The organism is Thermogladius calderae 1633 (assembly GCF_000264495.1).
Classification (GTDB): domain Archaea; phylum Thermoproteota; class Thermoprotei_A; order Sulfolobales; family Desulfurococcaceae; genus Thermogladius; species Thermogladius calderae.
Map to the genome: position 1 here is coordinate 204239 of NC_017954.1, position 16603 is coordinate 220841.

Annotated in this window: 15 protein-coding genes and 1 tRNA gene; 8 read left to right on the forward strand and 8 right to left on the reverse strand. The window is 56.4% G+C overall.

Annotated elements, in window-relative coordinates; genetic code table 11:
- Positions 1 to 12 precede the first annotated feature (12 nt).
- Both TCELL_RS01105 and TCELL_RS01110 read right to left on the reverse strand, forming a co-directional pair.
- Positions 13 to 201 carry a 50S ribosomal protein L37e gene (locus TCELL_RS01105; RefSeq protein ID WP_048162840.1) on the reverse strand — a complete coding sequence of 63 codons (189 nt, stop codon included), beginning with the start codon at positions 199 to 201 and terminating at the stop codon, positions 13 to 15.
- Positions 202 to 212: 11 nt separating this feature from the next.
- Positions 213 to 440, reverse strand: a complete 228-nt coding sequence (locus TCELL_RS01110) for an LSM domain-containing protein (RefSeq protein WP_048163522.1) — start codon at positions 438 to 440, stop codon at positions 213 to 215.
- Between the two features lie 84 nt (positions 441 to 524).
- Between TCELL_RS01110 and TCELL_RS01115 the strand changes: the two genes are divergently transcribed.
- Entirely contained in the window at positions 525 to 1001 is a 477-nt protein-coding gene (locus TCELL_RS01115; protein ID WP_048162842.1) for a DUF1947 domain-containing protein, read from the forward strand.
- Between the two features lie 100 nt (positions 1002 to 1101).
- A complete protein-coding gene (locus TCELL_RS01120; protein WP_014736890.1) occupies positions 1102 to 1815 on the forward strand; it encodes an FKBP-type peptidyl-prolyl cis-trans isomerase in 714 nt (237 codons plus the stop codon).
- On the opposite strand, the gene TCELL_RS01125 is transcribed toward TCELL_RS01120, so the two are convergent.
- Positions 1812 to 2870 carry an NAD(P)-dependent glycerol-1-phosphate dehydrogenase gene (locus tag TCELL_RS01125; protein ID WP_014736891.1) on the reverse strand — a complete coding sequence of 353 codons (1059 nt, stop codon included), beginning with the start codon at positions 2868 to 2870 and terminating at the stop codon, positions 1812 to 1814. The genes TCELL_RS01120 and TCELL_RS01125 overlap by 4 nt on opposite strands.
- Positions 2871 to 2942: 72 nt before the next feature.
- On the opposite strand from TCELL_RS01125, the gene psmB reads away from it, so the two are divergent.
- The 4 genes from psmB to rtcA all read left to right on the forward strand — a co-directional run bounded on the left by psmB (position 2943) and on the right by rtcA (position 7212).
- Entirely contained in the window at positions 2943 to 3563 is a 621-nt protein-coding gene (psmB, locus tag TCELL_RS01130; RefSeq protein WP_014736892.1) for an archaeal proteasome endopeptidase complex subunit beta, read from the forward strand.
- Between the two features lie 90 nt (positions 3564 to 3653).
- Positions 3654 to 5615 carry a beta-CASP ribonuclease aCPSF1 gene (locus TCELL_RS01135; RefSeq protein ID WP_014736893.1) on the forward strand — a complete coding sequence of 654 codons (1962 nt, stop codon included), beginning with the start codon at positions 3654 to 3656 and terminating at the stop codon, positions 5613 to 5615.
- An 18-nt stretch (positions 5616 to 5633) separates the two neighbouring features.
- Positions 5634 to 6152 (forward strand): nicotinamide-nucleotide adenylyltransferase, encoded by a 519-nt coding sequence (locus tag TCELL_RS01140; protein ID WP_048162844.1) that lies wholly within the window; start codon positions 5634 to 5636, stop codon positions 6150 to 6152.
- Complete coding sequence (gene rtcA / locus TCELL_RS01145) at positions 6139 to 7212, forward strand: RNA 3'-terminal phosphate cyclase (protein ID WP_048162846.1); 1074 nt, start codon at positions 6139 to 6141, stop codon at positions 7210 to 7212. The genes TCELL_RS01140 and rtcA overlap by 14 nt, the downstream gene beginning before the upstream one ends.
- Here rtcA and TCELL_RS01150 read toward each other — a convergent pair.
- Positions 7187 to 8218 (reverse strand): NOG1 family protein, encoded by a 1032-nt coding sequence (locus TCELL_RS01150; protein WP_014736896.1) that lies wholly within the window; start codon positions 8216 to 8218, stop codon positions 7187 to 7189. The genes rtcA and TCELL_RS01150 overlap by 26 nt on opposite strands.
- Positions 8219 to 8327: 109 nt before the next feature.
- On the opposite strand from TCELL_RS01150, the gene TCELL_RS01155 reads away from it, so the two are divergent.
- Positions 8328 to 9686, forward strand: a complete 1359-nt coding sequence (locus TCELL_RS01155) for a coproporphyrinogen-III oxidase family protein (protein WP_014736897.1) — start codon at positions 8328 to 8330, stop codon at positions 9684 to 9686.
- A gap of 99 nt (positions 9687 to 9785) precedes the next feature.
- Positions 9786 to 10739 (forward strand): AAA family ATPase, encoded by a 954-nt coding sequence (locus TCELL_RS01160; RefSeq protein WP_014736898.1) that lies wholly within the window; start codon positions 9786 to 9788, stop codon positions 10737 to 10739.
- 104 nt (positions 10740 to 10843) lie between these two features.
- On the opposite strand, the gene TCELL_RS01165 is transcribed toward TCELL_RS01160, so the two are convergent.
- The 4 genes from TCELL_RS01165 to TCELL_RS01180 form a co-directional block, all read right to left on the reverse strand.
- Entirely contained in the window at positions 10844 to 11737 is an 894-nt protein-coding gene (locus tag TCELL_RS01165; protein ID WP_048162849.1) for a damage-control phosphatase ARMT1 family protein, read from the reverse strand.
- A gap of 49 nt (positions 11738 to 11786) precedes the next feature.
- A tRNA-Arg gene (locus tag TCELL_RS01170) sits at positions 11787 to 11861 on the reverse strand.
- A 57-nt stretch (positions 11862 to 11918) separates the two neighbouring features.
- A complete protein-coding gene (locus tag TCELL_RS01175) occupies positions 11919 to 12581 on the reverse strand; it encodes an endonuclease V (RefSeq protein WP_014736900.1) in 663 nt (220 codons plus the stop codon).
- 43 nt (positions 12582 to 12624) lie between these two features.
- Positions 12625 to 16563, reverse strand: coding sequence for a S8 family serine peptidase (locus TCELL_RS01180; RefSeq protein WP_014736901.1), 3939 nt, complete (start codon positions 16561 to 16563; stop codon positions 12625 to 12627).
- Positions 16564 to 16603: the final 40 nt, after the last annotated feature.

Genomic DNA, 16603 nt, shown 5'->3' on the forward strand with positions numbered 1-16603 from the left:
AGCAAGGCTCCTTTAGACTATCCTAACCCTGTTGACCTTCTTGTTAGCCCAGCTATACCTCCTAATCCTCTTGCTCCTACCGAATCCGCAGGCAGCACAGTAGCCCTTGGCCACGTTGAAACTGTGCCTCCCGCACCTCCTACACCTGATGTGCGTCTTGCTCCTACCGTGTTTACCCATTGCCGTTGTTCCTTTGACCATGGCTCAAACCCTCAGGCCTGGAGAGGTGATATGAGTACTACAGTGTCTCCTCTTATAACTAGAGTTCCGAGCTTCCTGCTAGAACCGTCTCCTCTGACCTCCTCGGCGTCGTCGAGGACTATGTTCAAGTGCTGGTCGTAGCTCCTGAGCTTCCCTCTTATAGAGACCTCGCCTTTCATTTTGATCAGCACTATTTTACCAACGTTCTCTTCGAGCAGCTTGTACGTTGTCTCAGCAATCATGAAGTCATCCCTAGACCAGGTATCTAATGCGTGTTAAAATACCTGACACTCTTTAAATACTTGACTAGCAGGTTTACTGGAATGCTGCGACACCCGTTGTCCAAAAAGGAGAAGAGGGGCCTACTCCAGGAGTTGTCGGCCAAGTTCGGGTTTCTCGGGCTAGACGTAGAGCAACCTCTCGAGCACGGTAGAGACGAGGACGGGGAGTACATCATAGTGGGCAGGAGCATAGCCCTGGTCAAGACAGGGGACAAGTGGTTCCCCGCACTAAGGTATGTGCTGGAGAGGGGTCTCAAGCCGAGCCCGGGTATCTACGTCGACAGAGGCGCCACCAACGCGCTTCTCCGCGGCGCCGACCTCATGGCACCTGGTGTGAGGAGAGTCGAGGGCAACTTCAGTAAAGACGACATAGTCTTCGTATACGACGAGGAGTCGGGTAAGCCAGTGGCCCTCGGCGTTGCGCTCTACTCCTCAGACGAGCTCAAGTCGTTGAACCGGGGTAAAGTAGTGAAGGTAATCCACTTCGTTGGCGACAAGTTCTTCAACAAGAAGGTCTAGCACGCGAGAGACAACAGCGGGGGTACCGGCCGGGGAGCGGGTTTAAGAAACGTCATTCTTTAAAAAACCGTATACAGCTCTAATTAAAGAGGTGGTTTAGATGCCATTCGAGAAAGGGGACTTCCTGTTAGTAGACTACACCGTGAGGGTTAAAGAGACGGGCAACCTCGTCGACACGACCGACGCGAACACGGCGAAGCAGGAGAACATGTACGACGAGACGAGGGTCTACGGCCCGACGCTAGTAGTCCTAGGGAAGGGGTGGATGAACCAGTTCGTCGAAGAAGAGATCATGAAGATGAGCGAAGGCGAGGAGAAGACTATTGAAGTCCCGCCTGATAAGGCCTACGGTGACAGAGACCCGAACAAGGTAAAGATCTACAGCCTTAGAGAGTTCACTAAGAGGGGCTACGACGTCAAGGTGGGAGACATAGTCGAGACGGAGTCCGGGAGAGGAGTAGTCAAGAACATAAGCGGGGGTAGGGTCGTAGTAGACTTCAACCACCCGCTAGCTGGTAAGGTGCTAGTGTACAAGGTCAAGGTCGTGAGGAAGCTCGCCGACGCCAAGGAAAAGCTCCTCTACCTCGCGGTTAGACACCTGGGTATACCCGGCGAGGAGCTCAAAGTAGACCTCGACGAGGCTTCGAAGAGAGTGACGGTTAGTCTCCCCGGCAAGTACATCAGCAGGAGGGACCTACCGTATGCCAAGATAAGCCTCGCCACGGACATCCTAGAGACGTTTAAGGACGCCGTCAACGAGGTCGTATTCCAAGAAGTGATCGCCAGGAAGTCCGAGCAGTCGCAGAAGAGCTAGGCGACACCAGTCTCCTTAACGAGCCTCCAAGCGGCCTCCCACGTCAAGCCGTTTTCGCCGAGTATAGTGTATCGCTCGGGCCTTATTTTGTGAGCGATTGTAAGAGCCTTGACTATGGTCTCGACTGGTATACCTATCTCGTCGGCTCTCGTGGGCAGACCTATCTTTCTCATGACGTCCCTGACGAGCCTCCACCTCCTATCCCCGTACAAGTAGAGCATGAGTATAGTCCCGAGGGCGACCTGCTCGCCGTGTAGTGCTCGCCCCGGGGCTAGTATGTCTAGTGCGTGGCTGAACAAGTGCTCGCTACCGCTCGCGGGCCTACTCGACCCAGCTATACACATGGCGACCCCGCTACTAATGAGAGCCTCTACGAGTATCCTTACACCCTCCTCGCTACCGCTAGCGATCAGCTCGTGGTACCTCAGGACGTGCTTAGCGCTCATTAGTGCCAGTTGGGCAGCGTACTCCCCGTAGTACTCCCCCTTCAGCCTGTGGGCGAGCCTCCAGTCTTTAACAGCCGTGAACTTCCCCAGTAAGTCCCCTACCCCGGCTAGTATCAGCCTCCTAGGCGATCTAGATATAACGCCCGTATCGGCGATAATAGCACTGGGCGTCGTCGCATACACGCTGGTCGGCCTCTCCAGGCCCTTTAAGCTCGCGAAGGGGCTCGCGATACCGTCGTGACTAGGGGCCGTGGGGACGCTCACCATTCTGGCACCCGCTTTCCCAGCCGCGAACTTCGCCAAGTCTATAGACCTGCCACCGCCAACACCCAGCACGAAGCTCACGTTCTCTCCTCTCACCTGCTCCGCGATCTTCTCTGCCACACCGACGCTGGCCTCCCCTGCCTCGAAGACCCTCACCCTAAAGCCGCCGGCTTTCAGGTTCTCCGCGACCTCTCTACCGGCGACTTCGAAAGTGCTCCTCCCCGTGACTATGCCCACTAGGTCGCCAGGCCGGCCGCCCAGGGCCTCCAGGACACCAGCGGTCTTGCCGAGTACTCTACTGCCGACGACGACTATGAACGGCAGTTTTATCTCGTGTATACTCAAGTCAACACCCTTTAGACATACGTTTATATAAGCTTAAAACCCGATTCATAACACCAAAGAGGTGTCCTCTACTTGAATACCGAGAGCAGGACGACGACTGTCGGCCTAGTAGTAGGCGACTACGTAGTGCTGGCCGCTGACAAGAGGGCTACTGGAGGCCCCATGGTATACCACAAGAGGGTCAAGAAAATACACAAGATAACGGACTACGCAGCAATGACTATATCCGGGCTTGTGGCGGACGCGCAAGTACTCGTCGACGAGGCGAGGTACATAGCCAGGCTCTACGAGCTGGACTACGGGAGGAGGATCACCTTAAGGTCCCTCTCGAACTACATGTCCCTCATACTCTCAGCGTACCTGAGGTACGTCCCCTTCATAGTCCAGCTCCTGCTCGGGGGCGTCGACGAGGAGGGGCCCTCACTATACTACCTGGACCTGTACGGCTCCATCTCCAAGGAGAAGTACGCTTCCACGGGCAGCGGGTCGCCAGTAGCTTACGGGGTTCTAGAGAAGGAGTACAGGAAGGACATGAGCCTCGAAGAGGCAAAACACCTGGCATTCAAGGCTGTAGAGGCAGCTCTGAGCAGGGACGGTTTCAGCGGCGAGGGCGTTGACGTGGTGGTCATAGGCCCCAACTACTACACCGAGGAGTCGTTCCTCTTCGCGAAGAAGCTCTTGTCCAACCAATAGGCTTAAAAGTATAAAAGTTAATTAACGTCTTACACAAAGATCCACACAGAACCACGACTTCTCCCCGCGTAATTAAGGGTGTGTAGGGAAGTGACTTTACCTAGCGACATACTGGACAAGAACAGGAAAACGTTAGTGGAGCTACTATTGAAGGAGATACCGCCGGAGCTCAACTTGGCGAGCATCGAGTTTGAGGGGCCGGAGATAGTCCTCTACGTCAACAACAGGCAGGCAATCGTAAAGTTCCTAGACACCATAAAGGCCATTGCCAAGAAGATACGTAAGAGGGTCGTGGTAAGGGCCAGCCCTGATGCGAGGCTCCCCCCGGAGGAGGCCAAGAAGAAGATCCTCGAGCTAGTCCCGAAAGACGCGAACGTCGACCCGAACAGTATAGTCTTCGACGAGACCCTCGGCGAGGTCTGGATAAAGGCAGAGAAGCCGGGTGCGATAGTCGGCAAGGGCAACATCATAAGGCACTTCGTCCTGGCTGAAACGGGCTGGAGGCCCGTACCCCAGAGAGCCTCGCCGCTAGAGTCCAAGATGTTGAACACCATTATGTCCAACCTGCTAAAGCAAAGCAAGTACAGGCTAGAGTTCCTCAGAAGAGTCGGCGAGAGGATTCACAGAGACGTGATCTTCAAGAACAACTACGTCAGGGTCACCGCTCTCGGGGGCTTCATGGAGGTGGGCAGGTCTGCGATCCTCGTCGAGACAAAGGAGAGTAGAGTGCTACTAGACCTCGGCATTAACGTGGGCGCTATACACGACCCCCTCAAGGCTTACCCCGAGATCGACCTCGACGCTATCAGAGTAGACGAGCTCGACGCTGTCATCGTGACTCACTCGCACCTAGACCACGTAGGGGTAGTACCGCTACTCTACAAGTACGGGTACAGGGGCCCGACGTACATGACCAAGCCCACTAGGGAGCTGTCGGCGATCATGATCCAGGACTTGATCCAGGTCGCCAGGAGAGAGGGGAGAGACATCCCCTTCGGCGAGAAAGACCTGTCCACAATGATACTCCACACAATACCAGTGGAGTACGACGAGGTCACCGACGTAGCGCCCGACATAAAGCTCACAATGTACAACGCTGGGCACATACTGGGGTCGGCTATCGTCCACCTCCACATAGGCATGGGGTTACACAACATAGTGTACACGGGGGACTTCAAGTACTCTAGCACCAGGTTGCTGGACAAGGCGGTTAGCGAGTTCCCTAGAGTAGAGACTCTAATAATAGAGAGCACCTACGGTGCCACTAAGCAGCAGAGTAGGCAGGCCGCCGAGCAACAGTTGGTAGACATAGTTAAGAGGACTATAGAGAGACGCGGCGTCGTCCTAATACCTGTCTTCGCCGTGGGTAGAGGACAGGAGATCATGGTAGTACTAAACGAGGCTATCGAGAAGAAGCTGATCCCGCCTGTAAACATTTACATCGAGGGCCTGATAAACGAGGTGACAGCTATACACACCGAGTACCCCGAGTACATGAGCAAGAGCCTGAGAGACGCCATATACAGGGGCGAGAACCCGTTCACTAGCGAGCACTTCAAGATCATAGAAGGGGACGTCGGCAGGCCCGATATCGTGGAGGACAGGCCTTCCATAATCATGGCTACCAGCGGCATGCTCACCGGCGGCCCCGCCGTCGACTACCTCAGGCTGATAGCCAGCGACGAGAGGAGCTCCTTGATCTTCGTCGGGTACCAGGCCGAGGGGACACTGGGGCGGAAGATAAAGGACGGTATGAGGGAGATAACGAATGTCGTCGAGGGCAAAGTCGAGGTACTCAAGATAAACCTTGAGGTTCACAGCATAGACGGCTTCAGCGGCCACAGCGACCAGACAGAGCTTGTCAGGTACGTGTTGAACATCAAGCCTAAACCGAGGAACATAATACTGAACCACGGCGAGCCCAACGCTATATACACCTTCGCCAGGCTCATATCGCGGGCTGTCAGAGACCCGTCTAGCGGCTACCAGACCGTGCCGAACATCTTCACTCCGAGTATCCTGGACAGCGTCAACTTGACAGCCTCTAGATAGCCTCTACTGGTGGGGTCTGTGGGCCGGGTACTCTACCCCGGGAGATTTCAGCCGTTCCACAACGGGCACGCATACGCGATAGGGTGGCTCCTAGAGAGGTACGACGAGGTCGTAGTGGCTGTGGGCAGCGCCCAAGAGGGCTTCACCTGCCAGAACCCCTTCACCGGCGGCGAGAGAGTCGAGATGATCAGGAGTTACACCAAGGCGCGGGGTATAGACGGGAGAGTCTGGATTATAACGGTCCCCGACATAAGGATGCCGCCGGCCTGGACCTCCTACACGCTCTCTTTATCACCCCGGGTTGAGGCCGTCGCCTCGGGGAACCCCCAGGTACTCGACCCGTTCAAGTGGCTGGGGCTCAAGACTATTGAAATACCCCTCGAGAAGCCCGAGCTCTACAAAGGCACCGTGATCAGAGGGTTTATGGCGAAGGGGTTGGAGTGGAGGCACCTTGTACCAGAAGAAGTGGCGTACTTTATAGACGAGATCGGCGGTGTCGAAAGAGTCAGGAGAGTGTGTAGTAGTGAGGGTCGTTGAAATAGACGGTAGCATGGGAGAGGGAGGGGGCCAGATACTCAGGTACAGCCTAGCTCTCTCGGCCCTCACACTAAGGCCTGTGAGGATCTACAACATCAGGGCTAAGCGGGACAACCCTGGCTTGAGGCCCCAACACCTTACAGCCGTCAACGCCTTGAAAGAGGCCACCAACGCCATCGTGAGGGGCGCCGAAGTAGGGAGCATGGAGCTGTACTTCGAGCCCAGAGAGAGGAGAGGGGGCTTCATGAGGCTCGACATCGGGACTGCTGGCAGTATAAGCCTGGTCATGCAGGCCATGATACCAGTGCTGCTCTTCAGCGAGAGGGAGGCCAGAGTCCAGATAACAGGGGGCACAGACGTCGAGTGGAGCCCTCCCATCGACTACATGAAGCACGTCTTCGCGTACAACATGAGGCTACTGGGAGTTGAGGTGAGAATTGACGTGTTGAAGAGAGGGCACTACCCACGCGGCGGGGGCCTAGTAGAGTTCACAGTGAAGAAGACCGCCAGCGTGTTGAAGCCAGTCAAGCTGGTCGAGCACGGGGGTGTCGTAGCGGTCAGGGGGGTTAGCCACGCCGTGAGGCTGCCGAAGCACGTCGCAGAGAGGCAGGCATCTAGCGCGGCCAGCGTCGTGATGAGCAGGCTCGGCATCAAGCCCGCGATCGACCTAGAGTTCTACGAGCCGGGCAAAGACCACCACTTGGGCCCCGGTAGCGGCATCGTGCTGTACGCCGAGACAAGGTCTGGCACTAGGCTGGGAGCAGACTCGCTGGGGGCTAGGGGGAAGCCGGCCGAGAGAGTAGGCACCGAGGCCGCAGAGGCTCTCGTCGAGGAAGTCTCGACAGGAATGTGCTTTGACAGGCACATGGGCGACATGCTCGTGCCATACCTTGTCTTAGCGGGGGGTCAAAGCGAGGTAGGCGTGTCTTCTATAACACTCCACACCCTGACGGCAATAGAAGTTGCGAAAATATTCTTCCCAGAGACAGAGATCAGAGTAGAAGGGGGTCTAAATAAACCCGGTATTATAAGGGTCAAGGGGGTCTCTTACCAGCCGTAAGCTTCTCCAACACTACTTTCTTCAAGTAGTCTAAATTCAGTTCTTTCAGGGCTGAGACTCGTACTAGTTCCCCGGGTATCTTCTCGCCGAGCTCTCTTGCGAGCTTCTCGAGTTCGTCTTCGCGCAGGACGTCGACCTTGTTCAACACCGCGATCACGGGTTTGTCGCCCAGTAGGCTTCTCACGGTACTGTACGTCTTCAACTGCTGTTCGAGGCTGTAGTAGCTGTTCGGGTTAGCGTCGAACACGTAAATAGCCGCGTCGGCGAGGTACTTGACTGCGTAGACGGCTTTGAGCTCTATCTCGTTCATCTCGTCCACGGGCCTGTCCAGTATACCCGGTGTGTCGACGAAGACGACCGTCCCATACTCGCTCTCCCAGTGCCCGACTATAATGGTCTTGGTCGTGAACGGGAACATCCCTATCTCTGGCTTAGCCCGGGTCAGCTTGCTGAGGAGAGTGGACTTCCCCACCTGGGGCATGCCCGCTATGACCACGACGTAGTCTCCTTTAACACTGGGCATCTTTGCCAGCTCTGCGACCCCCTGCTTTACTCTCACGACGTCCCTGTTGAGCCTCTTGTATAGTGAAAGGCACCTACCCAAGCCTTCTCTAAACGACGCGACCGCTTCCCTCCTAGTCCCGGCGCTCCTCAACCTGCTAGCGTAGTCCTCCTCTATCCTGCCAACAAGCCTGCGGCTCCTCCTCAACTTGCCGAGCAGTGCGTCCAAGTCTAGCCTAGTGTACAACTCGAACAGCTTAGCGTAGAACTCGCCCATGCTCTTAACTAGGGAGACGGCCTCCTCTACCCTCTCAAGCTCCTCTCGAACGGTCTCGCAGGAGACTCTGAGCTTAGCTGTGAGAACCCTCCTGATCTTCTCGTCGCCCACGAGCCTGCGAGCTCCCACACTCTTGTCGGTAATAGACCTCATCTTCTCGTCTACTAGAGCGTAGACCTCTTTGAAAGACCTCACCCTAACCCTCTTGAACTCCTCCAGCGAGATCACCGCGTGGCCTCAGTCACGGCTCCGCTTCACGCTTATGGAAAACGTCTGAAAACCCTTATTTAGCCGATAGCTCGTAAGTGCACTCGTACCACGGTGATGGTGCACTACCTTGGTCTTGTCCAGCGGGAACCTAAAGGTCCACTGGCTTCTCAGGAGACCGGCTCGCATGGAGCTGTTCAAGGTCGTAGACGCAGGCTTACACACTAAAATGGTTGGAGAGAGCATGAGAGACAGGAGGATAGGCGTCTACGTTCACATACCGTACTGCAAGACTACATGCCCCTTCTGCCCCTACTTCAAGACCGTACTGAGATCAAGGGACGAGGTCGAGAAGTACCTCCGCGCCGTCGTGAGCGAGATAGATGTCTACGGGAGACTACTCGAGGGCGGCGGCTACGAGGTCGTCGAGATACACGTGGGCGGCGGCACGCCGAGTCTAGTACCAGCATCCTTCTTCAAGGAGCTCTACGAGAAGCTGTCAGAGTACTTCACCTTGAAGACGAACATCGGGATAGAGGCGAACCCCGAGGACCTAACCAGTAGCGAGTACACTGGTGAGCTCTACAAGAACGAAGTCGGCGAGGTGAGTATAGGGGCCCAGAGCTTCAACGGGAAGGTCTTGAAGGCGCTCGGCAGGAAGCACACTGTCGAAGACAACGTTAGGGCTGTCGAGAACGCTGTCAAGGCTGGTTTCAAGTGGGTTAACGTAGACTTGATGTTCCTTCCGCCTAGTATAAGAGGCTACGTGGAGATCAGCCCGGAGGAGGGCTTGACCATATTCGAGGACGACCTAAAGAGGGCTCTCGAGCTAGGAGCGCACCAGATAACGTTTTATCCCACAATAATCCCACGCCACTCGCCAGGTTTCAAGCTGGTGGAACAGGGTAGACTAGCCCAGGACGAGAGACTAGTCGACAAGTTCGTGGAGAGGGCCCTGGACTTCGTGGAAAACAAGAAACTCAGATTAGTCAGAGTGTACTCGATCTCGAGAGAGCAGTACGAGTACGCGACCGTGAACCTGGAGATGGTCGGCCCACTCTTAGGCCTTGGCGCAGGGGCGTGGAGTAACACGGGTCTCTACCAGTACATCAACGTGCACGATGTCCAGTCCTATGTACGTCTAGTGAACGAAGGTAAGCCGCCGGCAGTGTACTACAGGAGCCTCGAGAAGTCCACTATCGCTTGGAGAGCCCTCTTCGACCAGTTGAGTAGTGGAGTGGTCAAGACAAGGCTTTTCAACGAGCTAGGTGTAGAAAAGATCCCCTACAGTATTAGGGCCTTCCTCGAGTTGGCTACTCTAGCGGGGCTCCTGGAGAAGAGAGGTGGAGACTACTACCTGACGAGAAAGGGCGTCGTCGAGGTCTACAAGTCCGTCATAAACTACGTCGCCGAAATACCCGTGAAAGCAACAATGATCCTCGAGAAGCACAGCAGGCAGGAGAGCATGCCGGATAAGATAGTAGTTTAGAGTAATGCCATAACAGACTGACACAGTAAACTCCTTGTAATCTCTAGGAGGGTTATTTTTAATTGGTTACCTAGGTAACCTATTACCTAGGTAACCTGCATGTTGTTTGACCTAAGACCCAAGGAGAAGAGAGAAGAGTTATACGGGCGGGAGAAAGAGCTCGAGGAGCTACACAGGCTCACCAAAAGCGAGTGGGTTGTAGTCCTCGGCAGGAGAATGACGGGTAAGACCTCGCTCCTAAAGGTCTTCTTAAACGAGGTGGGCGGTTTGTACGTGAACCTCGCTGGAGTAAGGAGTATGCGAGGGTTTGTCGAAGAGTTGATGAAACACGCTAGGAAACTGAACATAGAAATAACCATGGGGCCCCTGACTATAAGCTGGACAAGGCTCGCTGAGGATGTCTTCTCGAAGCTTGAGGGCAGAATTATCGGGTTAGACGAGGTGCAGGAACTCCCACGTAACTACATGTTGAAACTACTCAAGAAGGTCTGGGACACTTACGACGTAAAGCTCGTCTTCACGGGTTCCCTGGTGGGAGTTATCACGGGGCTACTAGAGCCCACGCCGCAGAGCCCCTTGTATGGGAGGCAGCCGGCGAAGATAGAGCTAAAGCCTTTCCCTAGCGATGTCGGAGTCGAGTTCCTGGAAGCAGGCTTTAGAGAGTTCGATATGAGGCCTCCCCGGCTTGAGGTGGAGGAAGCGGTGGAGTCGCTAGGAGGCTACCCTGGCTGGCTTGCTTACTACGGGAACATGAGGTGTGTCAGGGGTCTAGGGCATAGAGAGGCCCTAGAACAAGTCTACTCCGAGGGAAAGCAAGTCCTTACCCAGGAGCTCAAGAAGTTCCTAGCGGGGAGGAAGAACCCGGAGAGATATGTCAGGCTCCTCAAACTTCTCCCAGCCAAGTGGAGCGAGCTCGAGACCGCGCTAGGCATCAACGCTAAAGTGCTCTCAGACATGCTAGACAGCCTAGAGAGAGCCATGATCATAGAGAAAAAGGGTAGCACCTATACGATACCCGACCCTATAATGAGAAGACTAGTCTTGGAGCTCTGAAAAAACGCCCGCCACCCCCTCTCGGCGGTGGGGATGAATCGCGCGAGCGTTACGAGACTGGGCGGGGTGTAGGTTAGCGCGGTCGCTTAACACGTTGTCTACTTCTACTCTTTCCTTAACACGACTATCTTGCCCTGGCATTTGGGGTCTCCCAGGCTCCTGGCTACAGGCGGGCACTTCGGTATGAGTATGAAGAACACCTGCTTGCCGAGGTCTACCTCCGACAAGTACTCGTAGTGGCTCATGCCCTTGGCGACGACCACGTCTGCTTCCTTGACTAGCCTCCTCGCCTCGTCGCCCAGTTTCTCCAAGTGTACTGTGGAGCACCTGCAGCCGTAGGACGCGACGCGGTCTAACACCCTGTCCAGCCCGATGAGTGCGGCGTCCTCTATAGTGACGTCGTTCTGGAAGCCCGGCTCGTCCTTAACCAGGCCCCACACCGTGTTGCCGTACCTCTTGACCTCCCTGATCAACAGTGTGTCGTAGACAGCCTCGCCGGCGTTGTCGAAGAGCCAGAGCACCCGGAGCCCGCCACGCGAGACGGCCTCGTAGAGCTCCACCGTGTCGTCTATGCAGAACTCGTACCCCTCTACCAGGCCCGGTGTGAGCGCTTCCGGGTTGATGTGGTTATGCCCGGCTACCCCGAGGTCTATCAAGTTGCCTAGAGCTGATAGCTTGACCAGGTACCTGAACCTACTAGGCCCGTCCAGCCCTGTAGCGTAGTCTTGGTGGAGGCCCAGGCTCCTGATCGCCAGCTCGTTCAGCTCTCTCTTGACCTTCTTGTAGTAGTCGACCACGCTGGGGAGGAGGGTTGTCAACGTGTTGTACAAGTCTGTCGCTAAATGCGTCAGCTCGGCCTCATAGCCGAAGGACGACTCGGCCAGAGAGAGGACTCTCCTAGCCGTCTCGAGCTTTTCCTCGCTGCTTGCTCTCGAGTTCTCGACCTCTCTAAGCCTGATGGTCAACAGGCAGCGTAGGCACTCGAAACTCGGCTTCATGCTAGAGACCCCGTGCACTGCTGAATGATAGACTGGCTACCAGCGCTAGCGGGCCCGCCGGGACTTGAACCCGGGTCCTCCGGCTCCGCAGGCCGGCGCCCTATCCAAGCTAGGCGACGGGCCCTACTTAACTCTCATCTACTAGGCCCAATTTTAACTTGCAGAGACGGCCCCGCGGTTTTCAAGGAGTCTTTCTGTCTAAGAGCCTCTTGACTTCCCTCGAGTACAGGTCTGCCTGGTAGAGCGGCTCGGGCAGCTTGTGGCCTAGGAGGGTTTTCTTGACGAGTCTCACGGCCTGCTCTAGTGTAACGCTGTAGCCTATACTAACGTAGAGCTCCGCGCCGCCGTGCTCGACCACGACGCCCGCCTTCACGCCGTGGGCGTACACGTACCTGACACCGCCCTCCACCTTCTCCTCCCCGTATAGCCTGCTCTTCGCCACCCCTACGCTGGGAATCCCGGTCACGAGCCCGACGTGGGAGGCTATACCGAAGCCCCTGGGGTGGGTTAGACCGTGCCCGTCGACCATTAACACGTCCGGCTTCTTCTCGAGCTCTAGCAGTGCTCTTATAACCCCCGGCGCCTCTCTGAAGGCGAGTAGCCCCGGTACGTACGGTATACCCGCTCTTACAACCGCGTACTTTTTGTCGACCACCCGCATTTCGTGTAAGTCCATTAGCACCGCAACGCCGACCGAGAGGCCCCGCGTATACGAAGCGTCCAGCCCCGCGACAAGCCGGGCCTCGTCTTCGCGGAAGAGAGGCCTCTCTACGCTCGCAATGACCTGTTTAAACAGTTCTCTCTGTAACCTGGTCGCCCTGCTGTAGTCGAACAACTCCACCATCTAGTGAGAGAATGTGGGTGCCGGGAAAAAAGGGGTTTCAGGTTTAGAAGCCGGTCGTGATGACCGCGTTGTACGCTATGCTGAAGACTACCAGGCTGTTCGAGGTAGTGTTGTAGTAGTAGAGGCCTGTCGCGTGCCACGTCCAGCTGGGTAGTACCATTACAGTCTCGACGTAGCTCGCCGAGGAGACCGTGTAGGACACGTAGTAGTTGATGCCGTTGCTCGAGGTGCCCAGGTAGTAGCCCTGGCCTTCCAGCACTGTCGCTGTTGAGCCGTTCTGGAACGTCCTCGTGCCGAGAGGTATAGTGCTCAGGCTTGCGCCGGCTACACTACCGTCTGTGACAGCGTAGGCCTTAGCACCTAGTAGCGGATACGCTATCGAGGGCGCGGTGAAGTAGGCTGTCACGCTCAGCCCGCTGGCGGTCTGTGTCTTGACCTGGTAGGCCCTCACCACGGTTATCTCTAGCGTGACGGGGTCGTAGACGAGCCTACCGCTGTAGCTGTTGAAGGCGACTAGAATCCTGTAGAGCCCGCTCAAGGCACCTGGATACGCGTAAGTTATTGGTATGGTCGTCTCCGTGTAGCTCGTCGGCGAGACTGTTATCCTGTAGTGTGCGAGTATATCGGCGTAGGCGTGTAACGTACTCCACTTCACGGGCGCGTAGAGCCTCAAGACACTGCTCAACTGGTCACTGGGGTTCGGGTTGTACACGTAGCCTATCGACGCCGCGAGCTTGTAGCCCGAGAACAGGTTGAGGTCTCCTGAAGGCAGGAATGAGCCTCCCGGCGGCTGGACCAGGAGCTCGAGGGAGCTGGCGGGCCCGCTAGACCACCTGGCTATCAGTAGAATGCCGGCTATCCTCGGGTCTGACACGTAGACAGGTATCATCCTCCAGTCGAGGCTCTCAGTGTACCTGCCGGAGGCAGGGTCTGCGAGGCCGACCGGCGTGTAGGAGTCGTACGACAGCACTGACTTGAAGCCGCCTAGCCTGACGTACCACGTGGAGTCTAGTACAGCCGGTACGACTACTGTGGCTGGTATCACTATTACCTTGTTAGACGTGTACACCTGTATCTTGAAGTCGTAGACTCCTGGAGGCTGAGTCGAGGGCACCACTATTCTACCCGTTATCGAGCCCGTGCCGTTGACGTAGGCGTAAGGTACACTGAGCGACACCAGGTACGGTGACGCCTCCTTGTACACCCTGGCAACTATACTGACAACAACGGGCGTGGGGGCGGGGACGCTCGGGTTTGGCCTGAGCCTCAGTACAAGGTCTCCTTTAACTCTCTGCATCACGTTGCCCACAGGGATCCTGTCCTCGGTCGCTACCTTGGCGTCCGTGGTCAGCCTGTACAAGCTACCGTTGTAGCTGTCGAAGATGTCCGCCCTGATCATGTAGCCGTTGCTCGAGGGCAACATACCGTAGTATGGCGGATTGTAGGACAGGTTCTGGAAGACTATGTAGAACTCTACGTAGTCCGCGTCAGCGAAGTACACCCTGGGTAGTACGAAGTACCTCGTGGTGAAGTAGTACACGCCGCTGTAGACGGGTACCTCCCTAACGAGCTGGTGCCACACAGCTCTCGCGAAAGCTGGGCCCTGGCCCTTCAGGTATATCGTGAAGTCGTAGGAGGAGCCCGGCGGGACTACGGCGTACAGCGCCGTGTCGGCTAACATGCCCGCTATAACACTCGTGTAGCTACCGTACACGTTAGCGTAGTTCTCGGTGAAGGCCGCTGCTATCGGCTGCGTCAAGTACGCTGTCATGCCCCCGCTCAGTATCGTGGATACCAGTTTGTACGCGTCGACCAGCCCGCTACCCTGCTCTAGGGCAGGGTACTTCAAGTCGTTCGTGCTGCTCTTGAGCAGCACCTTGAGCTCTATGGGGGATGGCACGTAGCCGTACTTGGACATGTAGGCCTGTACGCCTAGGGCTAGGACGCCGCTAGTGAAGGGTGTCGCCTCGCTTGTACCGCCGAATAGCGTTAAGCCCCCGCCGGCACCCTCGTTGTACCCTATTACGCCACGGCCTCTACCGTCGACCGTCCTAACGCCGGCCCACTCGAACGCGCCTATGGCAGCGACGTCGGGCTTCGGGTAGCCGAGCGCGTTGGGCCCTCTGCTACTGAAGGGTACTATATCACCGCTGTAACCGGGCGGGAACCCGTACAACCTGAAGTACTCCATGTTCGTGGAAGCGGCAACCTCTATTATCAACAGGTCGGCACCGGGCGCGGATATAGTCGTGTAGCCCGGCCCGTAGTTCCCAGCCGCGAACACTATGGTTACGTTGTGGTTGACCAGCAGGTTGACGGATATTATCTGGTCAAAGACTGCCGACAGGTAGTCCATGCCGGGGCCCTGGTGACCCCACCTAGCCAGGTTTACGTAGCCCCAGCTGTTGCTGATTATGTGAGCCCTCCTCACGCCGCTAGGCACAGGGTAGAGGGCGTTGTAAGTCGGGTCGTAGACCCAGTCCCAGCCACCCAGCCAGTACTCCACTGGTATCAGGTCTCCGAAGTAGAACCCCGTGCCGGCAGATAGCTTGGCCTCGGGGGCGACACCGAATAGTTTGTACACCTCACCGGGGGTTTTGGAGTAGCCTGTGTAGTTGAGCCTACCCCTAGCGGCGATAACTGTAGCCACACTAGTGCCGTGCCCCTGCCAGTCCGTCAGTATAGCGATGTAGTTGCCTCTAGGGTCTAAGCCGGGGTACTCGCCGGGCTGACCGAACGTGAAGGTGGGGTACGAGTAGGTGTAGTTCGCTAAACCGTACGAGTCTATGTAAGCGCCCGCTATCACGCCGACGCCGAAGTCTATAATGCCGTCACCATTGAAGTCCCTGCCGACCACGTCGTTTACGCCCAGCTTGAAGAGTTGCTCGTCGTTAAAGCTGTAGTCTAGCCAGGCGGGGTTCGGGGCAGCCCATAACACTGTGCCCAGCGTGCTGTTCTCCAGGCTCCTCATGGTCACGGACAAGGCGTAGAACGCCGAAGACAAGTCGAACATCACGGCGTTGTACACTCCGGGAGTGTCGGCGTCCACGAGCAGAGTGGGGATCCTTACTCTTACGTAGTTGCCTGTCAGCGAGTCGGAGAAGAACCACTCTAGGAAGCCGAACTTGTAGACGCCGCTCTTACTCACGGGCGGAGCCGTGTAGTTGACCGTCACCCTTACTGTGTACACGTATGGGTACCCGTACTGACCGGAGTAGAGGGTGCTGAACACTGGGACGATAGCGCCGCTCGTGTTCAGGTAGCCGTTAGCGTCTCTCACAACAGTAATGGGCGTCAGCGCTATGTGCTCGTCGTTGACTACCACGAGCGGTGTACCAGAGGAGTCCCTCGCGACCGCGTCTAGCCCAAGCTCGGGGTTGGTGAAGTCTACACCGGTGTCTACTATGCCAACTATCACTCCCTTACCTTTGTAGCCGTAGGTGGACCACTCCCTCTTTACGCCTAGTACGTCTAGGCTCGAGAAAGTACTGTAACCGCCAGCGCCAGCGACCTGGCTGGGGCTCTTGTCCTCGAACGCCATCGACTTAAGCCTGGCCTGGTCCGAGAACAGCTCCTCCAAGGATGGTGAAGGCATGATACTCAAGACGCCGGGTAGCCCGGCTAGCTTGACGAGCCCCTCTCTCGAGACAGCCACGTGCGCGACTACTACGCCGTTGGGTAGCGGGACGTAGTACTTTATCTTAGCGTACTCCCTGACGTAGGAGAGCGCCTGCTTGAACGCCACGAGGATGAAGGGCTTGTATACCTGTGAGCCACCGCTGGTTACGACCTGGACGCCCGGCTCCTGCGCGTCTACAACCTTGGGGCTAGGGCTATCGAAGACCTCTAGCAGGCTCTTCACGTCCGTGACCCTGCTTGGAGGCAGGTTCGCTGCCTGACCCACCGGCACTACTGTAAGGAGGGGTAGTACTACTATAGCCAGGAAGAGTATAGGGAAAACTGCCTTCACGCGTATATTCATACAGAGGTACACCTGTCCCACTCGACTAATTATTCTAGAC